This window comes from Aeromonas sp. ZOR0002 (assembly GCF_963866995.1).
Taxonomy (GTDB): Bacteria; Pseudomonadota; Gammaproteobacteria; order Enterobacterales; family Aeromonadaceae; genus Aeromonas; species Aeromonas caviae.
On record NZ_CAWMFQ010000311.1, the window covers coordinates 1 to 959 of the forward strand.

General features: G+C 60.5%; 1 protein-coding gene. It reads right to left on the minus strand.

Annotation, left to right across the window (positions count from 1 at the left end; genetic code table 11):
- Positions 1 to 949 (minus strand): IS1595 family transposase (locus AACR77_RS17075; RefSeq protein ID WP_042882977.1); only part of this gene is annotated, 949 nt, incomplete at its 3' end.
- Between the last annotated feature and the right edge of the window lie 10 nt (positions 950 to 959).

The window sequence follows — 959 nt, forward strand, 5'->3', positions numbered from 1 at the left end:
CGTGTTGCATGGGGCGCCCCAGCGCCTCATGCAAGCAACGTGAGATATTCACTTCCCGCCCATAGCGCTCCAACATCCTGCGCCAACCCAGATAATTCCTCAGATAGTGGGTCGCGACCCCATGGAACCGCTCCATCCACTCCTTCAATCGCCTGTGGTACCCGTTCACATGTTGGATGTGATATGCACCCACCACCCGCTCTCCCGCTCGATTGCGCACCACTTGGTGTGTTATCCCTTGCCCCTTGCTGAAACTCGCATACACCCCGGCACCATCGCTGCACAGGACGGCATCCGGGGCGATAAGCGGTTGAAGCACTGCCTTCACCGTCCTGGCATTCAGCCGTTCCAACTGGAAGTCAGCCAGGTGGCCTGCTCTGTCTTGCACCACCATCACCGGGATGTAATCCGGTCCTGTGCCTCGGGTACGGCCTTTACCTCCACGATGGCGGGCCGGGCGGGGCAATCCGCGCTGTCCTTTGAACGACTCCAGGAAGAAGGTCTCATCGACCTCGACAATACCCTCTTCCCGTACCGCCTGATGGGTTGCCATGGCCTTCAGGAAGCGGTGACGCCACAAAAAGGCGGTGTTTTTACCGACCCCACAGCGGAGCGCCGCCTGCCGGACGGTCAGACCGTCGATGAGGGCCTGTGCATAGTCTTCCCAGCACTGTGGCTTGCGAAGTCGGGCGAGAGGCGTGTTGGTGAGAACGGAACAGGTGCGCAAACACTGCTTGCAGCGATAACGGCGCAGCCCTCGAGACCAGCCCCAGGGAGCCAGTTGTGTGGCCTCGGCCTGGCAGTGAGGGCAGCATTGGCATGTGGGCAGTTGAGTGGCCAACGAGGTGATGGGGTGAGGGGTGGTGAGTTCCTGTTGCGCGAGACGACGCTGACGCAAAGTGAGCAATGGGAAGAGGGACAGTAGATGTTGAAAGGCTTGGGTATCCATGATGGCGGCC